Source organism: Pseudomonas sp. MD195_PC81_125 (assembly GCF_014060985.1).
In the GTDB taxonomy this organism is placed as follows: domain Bacteria; phylum Pseudomonadota; class Gammaproteobacteria; order Pseudomonadales; family Pseudomonadaceae; genus Aquipseudomonas; species Aquipseudomonas parakoreensis.
The window spans coordinates 1-605 of sequence record NZ_JABULD010000840.1 but is presented as its reverse complement, the minus strand read 5'-3'; the positions used below and the strand labels follow the sequence as shown (position 1 = coordinate 605).

Genomic DNA, 605 nt, shown 5'->3' with positions numbered 1-605 from the left:
GCATCAGCCAATGAAAGTGATCAGGCATGATCACCCACGCAATGGATTCTAATAAGCCTTGTTCATGGGCATGGCGAAACTCTGCAACCAATAAACGGCCTGTGCGCCAGTCGGAAAATACCGGCTGGCGATCATACACAACTGAAGTGACGAAATAGGCTCGGCCTGTTTCGGAATGTCGGCCTAAACGAAGACGGTAGGTATTTGGTTTGACTGGCATGTTCGCTCCCTGCGTTCAGTAATCAAGGTCTGAAGGCTAGCGGCGGATTGCTCTTGGGAGATCTGTAAATGCCGTAGGAATTTTCGTTTTTCATGTGGGGTTGGGAAAATTGAAGTCACCTGTGGCGAGGGGATTTATCCCCGATGGGTCGCGAAGCGGCCCTTACCTGGGGTGATCAGATTTTGAATAGCTTGGGCCTGCTGCGCAGGCCCTCGGGGATGAATCCCCTCACCACAAGGGCATGACGATGCACCAATGCTGTGCAATACTCGCTGGCCTTTTTAGTGGGGAAAAATCCTACGGAGTCCAGGTAATGCCTCTCCGTAAACCGGCGGAATGCCGAGATTTCCCGCTAAATGTTAGGCTTATAGAGTGAAAAGCCCTG

Annotated in this window: 1 protein-coding gene; it reads right to left on the bottom strand. The window is 51.6% G+C overall.

The annotated features are described in order from the left end of the window. A partial coding sequence (locus HT737_RS29620) for a transposase (protein ID WP_182404600.1) occupies positions 1 to 220 on the bottom strand: 220 nt, incomplete at its 3' end. Positions 221 to 605 lie beyond the last annotated feature (385 nt).